The organism is Microbacterium sp. Kw_RZR3 (assembly GCF_029222405.1).
Classification (GTDB): Bacteria; Actinomycetota; Actinomycetes; order Actinomycetales; family Microbacteriaceae; genus Microbacterium.
Map to the genome: position 1 here is coordinate 1 of NZ_JARHXC010000046.1, position 6,566 is coordinate 6,566.

Sequence of the window (6,566 nt, forward strand, 5' to 3'; positions counted from 1 at the left end):
ATGGTGGTCCCTCCGTTCCTTGTCCGAACGGCAACCATGCAGGCGGCATGTCTCGGCATCCACGTTACGGACGGCCTCACGCCAACGCGCGGGTCGAGCTCCTATCAGCGATCACACACCGCCAACCAGGCCCGGTGACAACACCCCCCAGATCATGAGCGACAGGGGGCAGAAAACCATGCCAGGCCCGGCAGGCTGCCACCGCTCAGCATGCCGCCGAACGGATCACGAAGAAAGTAACGGGGGCATGTCGCCCCGACGCTCACGACACGCGCGCTCGGACGACCACCGCACCCACGCACACGAGCGCGACCGGCACGAAGGCCCACAGGGCGAGACCCCCGTATCCGACGAGCCCGAGGATCACGCCTGCGAGGACCGATCCGACTGCGGCGCAGGCGGTCATGAGGGTGTCGCTGCGTCCCTGTCGTCGCGGGCGCAGGGAGAGCGGGGTCGCCTCGGTCAGCAAGGCGGAGCCCGCCACCGTCGCCGCACTCCAGCCGAGGCCGAGCAGAACGAGAGCAACCAGCACTCCGGCCTGAGAGTCCGCGAAGAGCGATGCGATGACCAGCGACGCCGCGAGCAGCGCCTGACCGAGCAGAATCACAGCAAGCCGGCCGACGCGGTCGGCGAGGACGCCGAACACCGGGGACAGGCCGTACATGCCGAACACATGCAGCGCGATCGTGACACCGACGGCGAGCGTGACGGCATCCGGAGCGACGATGTGCGACAGGTGCACAGGAGTCATCGCCATCACCGACGCCATGGTGACGTGCGAGACGGCAACCGCAAGCATCGCGAAGCGAGCGAGACCGGGGCGATCGACCTCGGGGGCCGCGACCACGGAAGCCGCCTTCTCCCGGTCGAGGCGCTGCGCGAGCAAGAGGGGGTCGGGCCGCAGAACGAGCACGTACAGAGCGAACGCGCACACCTGCGCGGCGATCGAGAAAAGGTAGGCGCCCGTCAGCCGCGGCATCCCGATGCTCGCCCCGATGAGCTCACCGGGTGCGAGGAGCAGAGGACCGACCACCCCACCGACGGTGGTCGCCCAGACCACCGTCGCGAGGTCGCGACCGCGACGTGCGGTTGTCGCGAGGTCGGTGGCGGCGAAGCGCGATTGGAGGGTGCCGGCGTTCCCGGCCCCGATAAGCGCGATGCCCACCAGCAGCAGGGGGAAGGTGCGGGTGGCGGCCGCCGCGATGACGACGATGATCCCGATGAGTGCCGCGAGGTTTCCCGTCGTCAGCGCGAATCGCCGGCCGCGACGGGCAGCCAGTCGGGCCAGCGGAATGGCGGTCAGGGCGGCGCCCAGGGTGACGGCGGCTGTCGCAAAGCCCGACAGCGCCTCCTGGCCCGACAGATCGGCCGCAAGGAGAGCCCCGAGCGAGAGGGTGGCCCCGAAAGCCACACCGGTGAGCACCTGCCCCGCCGCCAGGACCCGCACCGTCCGGCGCTGGGTGGCGGCGAGGTCGATGCCCACCGGCGCGGTCGAGTCAGGCATCGCGCGCGGTGTTGCGCAGAACCCCGATACCGCTGACCTCGACCTCGACGGCATCACCGGCGACGAAGGGACCGACGCCGGCGGGCGTGCCGGTGAGGATCACGTCGCCGGGGAGGAGCGTGAAGACCGCGGACGCGTACGCGACCAGGGCGCCGACGCCGTGGATCATGTCGGACACCGGACCCTGTTGACGGACCTCGCCGTTGACGCGGGTGGTGATCGCGGCGGTCTCGAGGTCGAGCTCGGTCTCGATGACGGGCCCGACGGGGCAGAACGTGTCGAACCCCTTCGCGCGCGACCACTGCCCATCACTGCGCTGAAGGTCTCGAGCGGTGACGTCGTTGGCCACGGTGTAACCGAAGATGTAGTCGCTCGCCTTCTCGGCGGGGACGTTCTTGGCGATACGGCCGATGACGACGGCGAGCTCGCCCTCGTAGTCGGTGTGCGAGCTCAGACTCGTAGGCCGAACGATCACGTCCCCCGGGCCGATCACCGAGGTGTTGGGCTTGAGGAACATCAGGGGCTCGGCCGGCGCCTCGCCGCCCATCTCGGCGGCGTGGTCGTGATAGTTCTTGCCGATGCAGACCACCTTCGACCGCGGGATGACCGGCGCGAGGAGCGCGACATCGGACAGGGGCACGCGCTCCCCCGTCGTGTCGAAGCCCGCGAACATCGGGTCTCCGGCGAGGACCACGAGCTCGCCGTCGTCGACGATCCCGTAGCGAATGGCATCCTGGTGGCTGAATCGAGCGATCTTCACCGCTTCAGCCTATCCGCGGGGTCGGACATGGCATCCGTCTCCCGACCCGCGCGGAGCGCGCGAGACCGGGTCGAGCGAAACCGCATCAGCGCGCCCAGGATTCCGCACCCATAAACACGATCCGCGCGCAGAAACACGTGCACACCGCGTTTCCGTGAGCGGATCGCGTTTATGGACGGGGGCGGGCTGCGCCGCATCACCGATGCCGACACCGACGAACCCGCTTCCGACCCAACCGAAAGCCGCACCCATCGCACCCATAAACGCGATCCACGCGCAGAAACACGTGCACACCGCGTTTGCGTGAGCGGATCGCGTTTATGGCGGACGATGCCCGGCGGAGACGACGGAGGGGCCCCCGGCATCCGGGAACCCCTCCGATGGACTCAGCGATTACGCGTCGAGGCGGTACAGCCAGCCGTGCTTGTCTGCGGCGCGGCCGTACTGGATGTTCGTCAGCTCTTCGCGCAGTTCGAGAGCCAGGGTGCCCGTGGGCTGCTCGTCGATGAAGTCGCGGCCCTTGAGCATGCCGATCGGGGTGACGACCGCGGCCGTGCCGCACGCGAACACCTCGACGATGTCTCCGGATGCCACACCCTGGCGCCACTCGTCGAGCGAGACGTTGCGTCCCTCGACGTGGTGTCCACGGTCGCGAGCGAGCTGCAGCAGCGAGTCGCGCGTGATGCCCTCGAGGATCGAGTCGGACTGCGGGGTGACGATCGTGCCGTCCTTGTAGACGAACACGACGTTCATGCCGCCGAGCTCTTCGACGTTGCGGTCCTGGTCGAGGAAGACGACCTGGTCGCACTCGTTCTCGTACGCCTCGGACTGGGGCAGGAGGCTGGCGGCGTAGTTGCCACCGGTCTTCGCCGCACCGGTACCGCCCTTGCCGGCGCGCGAGTAGTCCTCGCTGAGCCAGATCGAGACCGGCTTCACGCCGCCCTTGAAGTACGCACCCGCGGGGCTGGCGATGAGGTAGTACGCGACCTTGTGCGCGGGGCGCACGCCGAGGAACGCCTCCTTCGCGAACATGAACGGCCGCAGGTAGAGGCTCTGATCCTCGCCCGACGGCACCCACGCGCCGTCGACGGCGATCAGCTCGCGCAGCGACTGCAGGAAGTACGGCACGGGCAGCTCGGGCAGCGCCAGGCGGCGGGCCGAGCGCTGCAGACGACGACCGTTCTGGTCGGGGCGGAAGGTGTGCACGGATCCGTCGGCGTGACGGTAGGCCTTGATGCCCTCGAAGATCTCCTGTCCGTAGTGCAGGACAGCTGCGGCCGGGTCGAGCGAGATCGGCCCGTAGGGCGAGACGCGCGGGCGGTGCCAGCCGCCGCGGACCGACCAGCAGATGTCGACCATGTGGTCGGTGAAGCTCTGCCCGAACCCGGGGTTGGCGAGGATCGCGTCGCGATCCGCCGCGCTCTTCGCCGCGAGGTTGCGGGTGACGGCGAACTCGAGCGGGTCGAGTCCGGTGTCGGGGTCAGTGTCGATGGTGGTCATTCGTGATCCAAAACTGTTCGATGCGCGGGGGCGATGCGGGCCGATCGGTCCAGGTTACGCCTGGACGCGTTCGACGATGGCGTCGCCGATCTGAGCGGTGCTGCGGGCGCCGTCGCGGCTCGCGATGTCGTCCTCGACCGCGCGGGTGACGCGGGCGGCTTCGTCGGTGAGCCCGAGGTGATCGAGCAGGAGGGCGACGGAGAGGATCGCGGCCGTGGGGTCGGCCTTCTGGGTGCCCGCGATGTCGGGCGCCGATCCGTGGACGGGCTCGAACATCGAGGGGAACGCGCCGTCGGGGTTGATGTTGCCCGAAGCGGCGAGGCCGATGCCTCCGGTGACGGCGCCGGCCAAATCGGTCAGGATGTCTCCGAAGAGGTTGTCGGTGACGATCACGTCGAAGCGGCCCGGGTTCGTGACCAGGAAGATCGTTGCCGCGTCGACGTGCAGGTAGTCTACGTCGACCCCGGGGTACTCGGATGCCACGGCATCCACGATCCGCTTCCACATGCCGCCGGCGTGCACGAGGACGTTCGTCTTGTGCACGAGCGTGAGCTTGTGGCGACGACGCTCCGCGAGGGCGAACGCGTATCGGACGACTCGCTCGACGCCGAAAGCGGTGTTGACCGACGTCTCGTTGGCGACCTCGTGCGCAGTGCCGCGACGGATGGCGCCGCCGTTGCCGACGTACGGTCCCTCGGTGCCCTCGCGCACGACCACGAAGTCAATATCTCCCGGGTCGGCGAGCGGACCGCTCGCACCGGGGTACAGCTTCGACGGACGCAGGTTCACATAGTGATCGAGTTCGAACCGAAGCTTCAGCAGCAGGCCCCGCTCGATGTTCGCGTCTTTCAAGCGCGGGTCGCCGGGGACTCCTCCGACGGCGCCGAGCAGGATCGCATCCTGCGCCGCGACGGCGGCGAGGTCGTCGTCGGTGAGCGTGTCGCCCGTCTCGAGGTAGCGACCCGCCCCAAGGGAGAAATGCGTCTTCGCGAAGACGACTTCCGATTCGGCGGTGACCGCGTCGAGGACCTTCACGGCCTCCGCAACGACCTCGGGACCGATGCCGTCACCCGGAATGACGGCCAGCTTCACGACACGCGACATCGCTCTCCTCAGAGCTCGGGGCACGTCACTTCGTCGACGTGCCGCGGGATCCTCCCAGGGTAGTGGCAGCGATCACACCCGCGACGACGATGAGGCCCGCTCCGATCAGAGCCGTGACGACCACACCTGAGTCGAACGCGTGGGCCGCGGCGGCGCGCAGAGCCTCGGCCAGGCTCGCATCGTCGAGGGTGTGCGAGACGGCGACAGCCCCGGCGAGGGTTTCTCGCGCGGCTGAGGCCGCGGCATCCGGGAGCCCCGCCGGCAGGACCAGCTGAGCGCGGTAGAACGCCGCCAGGATGCCGCCGAGCACAGCCGTTCCGAGCACCGCGCCCACCTCGTACGCCGTCTCGGAGACGGCGCTCGCGGCACCCGCCTTCGCGGAGGGCGCGCTCGACAGGATCAGCTCGTTCGACACCGTTTCAGCCGCACCGATACCGACGCCCAGCAGACCGAATGCCACGACGAGCTGAACGAGGTCGGCGGTCGAGAGCGCGACCATCACGTAGGCGACCGCCGAGAAGCCGAGCGCGATCGGCACGACGACGCGCGGTGCGAAACGCGCCGCGATGGGCACGACCGCGAGGCCGGACACGATCATGAGGGCGAGCCCCGGGAGCAGGGCGAAGCCCGCGACCATCGGCGTCAGCCCGACGACGAGCTGCAGATGCTGGGCGACGAAGTACAGGAACCCGACGAGACCGACCACGCTCAGCAGGTTCACGAGGATCGCGCCCGAGAACGTGCCGCGCTGGAACAGCGTCATGTCGAGCATCGGCGCGGACAGGCGCCGCTGACGCCGCACGAACAACCAGCCGAAGACGACGCCGATGACGAAGAGCAGGGGCGCGAGTGACACCGGGCCGTCGACGGCGAGCTTCTTGATGCCATAGACGATCGGCACCATGGTCGCGAGCGACAGGAGGACGCTGATCGGGTCGAAGCGGCCAGGCGCGGGGTCGCGACTCTCGGGCACGAAGATCGGGGCGAGGATGAGCAGAGGCACGAGCACCGGTACCGCCATGAGGAATACCGAGCCCCACGAGAAGTGCTCGAGCAGGAAGCCGCCGACGATCGGACCGAGCGCAGCGCCGGCCGAGAAGCCCGAGGCCCAGATCGCGATCGCGAAGCGACGCTGATCACGGTCGCGGAAGATGCTCCGCAGCAGGGACAGCGTGGAGGGCATGAGTATCGCGCCGAACACGCCCATCAACGCGCGGCCCGCGATGAGAGCAGCCGCCGTCGGGGCGAAGGCGGACAGCGCCGACACGGCTGCGAAACCCGTCGCGCCGATCAGCAGCATGCGCTTGCGGCCGAAGCGGTCGCCGAGGGTGCCCATCGTGACGAGGAGACCAGCCAGAACCAACGGGTAGACGTCGATGATCCAGAGCTGCTCGATGCTCGACGGCTGCAGGTCGAGTGCGATCTCGGGGAGAGCGAAGCTCAACACCGTGTTGTCGACCGAGACCAGGAGCACGGGCAGCATGAGCACCGCCAGCGCGAACCAGCCACGCCACCCGGCGCGGGTCACGGCGATGTCTTGCGTGGGCAACGACGAGGTGAGCATTCTTCGAATCCGTTTCTAAACCGTCCAGCCGGTATAGTAACAGACGAGAAGCATCCGCCGCCAGTACGATCGAGGAGTCATGAGCCGCCCCCCACTCGCCCGCGAAGCCGTCCTCGACGCGTTCACGCGCATCC

General features: G+C 68.7%; 5 protein-coding genes. All 5 read right to left on the bottom strand.

What is annotated here, in order from left to right:
- Positions 1-262: 262 nt before the first annotated feature.
- Positions 263-1,504, bottom strand: a complete 1,242-nt coding sequence (locus tag P2P98_RS02060; protein ID WP_275796712.1) for an MFS transporter — start codon at positions 1,502-1,504, stop codon at positions 263-265.
- Positions 1,497-2,264, bottom strand: coding sequence for a fumarylacetoacetate hydrolase family protein (locus tag P2P98_RS02065; protein ID WP_275796714.1), 768 nt, complete (start codon positions 2,262-2,264; stop codon positions 1,497-1,499). The genes P2P98_RS02060 and P2P98_RS02065 overlap by 8 nt, the downstream gene beginning before the upstream one ends.
- 393 nt (positions 2,265-2,657) lie before the next feature.
- Entirely contained in the window at positions 2,658-3,764 is a 1,107-nt protein-coding gene (locus P2P98_RS02070; protein ID WP_275796716.1) for a branched-chain amino acid aminotransferase, read from the bottom strand.
- Positions 3,765-3,818: 54 nt separating this feature from the next.
- Complete coding sequence (locus tag P2P98_RS02075) at positions 3,819-4,868, bottom strand: 3-isopropylmalate dehydrogenase (protein WP_275796718.1); 1,050 nt, start codon at positions 4,866-4,868, stop codon at positions 3,819-3,821.
- 25 nt (positions 4,869-4,893) lie between these two features.
- Positions 4,894-6,432 carry an MFS transporter gene (locus P2P98_RS02080; RefSeq protein WP_275796720.1) on the bottom strand — a complete coding sequence of 513 codons (1,539 nt, stop codon included), beginning with the start codon at positions 6,430-6,432 and terminating at the stop codon, positions 4,894-4,896.
- Positions 6,433-6,566 lie beyond the last annotated feature (134 nt).